This window comes from Aerococcus sp. L_32 (assembly GCF_050689315.1).
On record NZ_JBOEQF010000844.1, the window covers coordinates 1 to 801 of the forward strand.

An 801-nucleotide genomic window follows, 5' to 3' on the forward strand; every position below is an offset into this window, starting at 1 on the left:
GAGTTAAGATTTTATATTTTAGTGATATTTTAAAAATGAATTATTATCCTAGAAACAGAGTAGAAAATTATATTGATTATGAGTTTACTATTTATGGTTGATTGAATCTTTTTTATTTTTTTTTCGATTTTTAAAGATAAATACATCACCTATAAAAAAGTCTTACAGGCTTAAATAGGCCATCTAAATTCTGTATATCATAAAGGATGGTCTGAAGATTTTGTATACACTTGGTAGCTTTGTTCATCCTATTAACTACTTTAGATATTGAGTTAATATCTTTCTGAATAAAATAGATGGCTCAAATTTACCGCAAAAAAAGAGGATCTACATGGTCGATTTAGTTAAATAACTAAATTGACTATGTAAATCCTCATATCGATATTTACAGTATTCTTTTTTTGACAATAAATATTTTCCAAGACATAGTCGTTAAAATACGATTAAGTCATAAAGAGTAAACTTTCAGTTGTAAAATTGTCACTTATCTAAATTCATCTAAATTTATATAAATGATAAGTTTAAATTCTTTTAGAAGACTTATCAAATATTAACCAACTCATAAGAGTTTACAATGGCCAACCTTGGCTAATAAATCGTAGACAATCTGGTAGGTGTTTAGACCAATATTTTTCTGAATGTTCGTCCCCATGGAAAATATTCAAGGACACATTTTCTGGCGCCACACCTGCCTGCATCACCTGTTGGCTATATTTAATGGCATCCGTAATATAAGCCTGTTCAGTATAAGGACCGATGATCATCTCATCTATCTCGTCCCCTTCTTCAGTCCCGCATTCG

The 801-nt window shown here is 29.7% G+C and carries 1 pseudogene; it reads right to left on the reverse strand.

The window, feature by feature from the left end:
- Nucleotides 1-569: 569 nt before the first annotated feature.
- A pseudogene (locus tag ACRCJ0_RS16835) lies at nt 570-801 on the reverse strand (alpha/beta hydrolase); the annotation flags it as partial.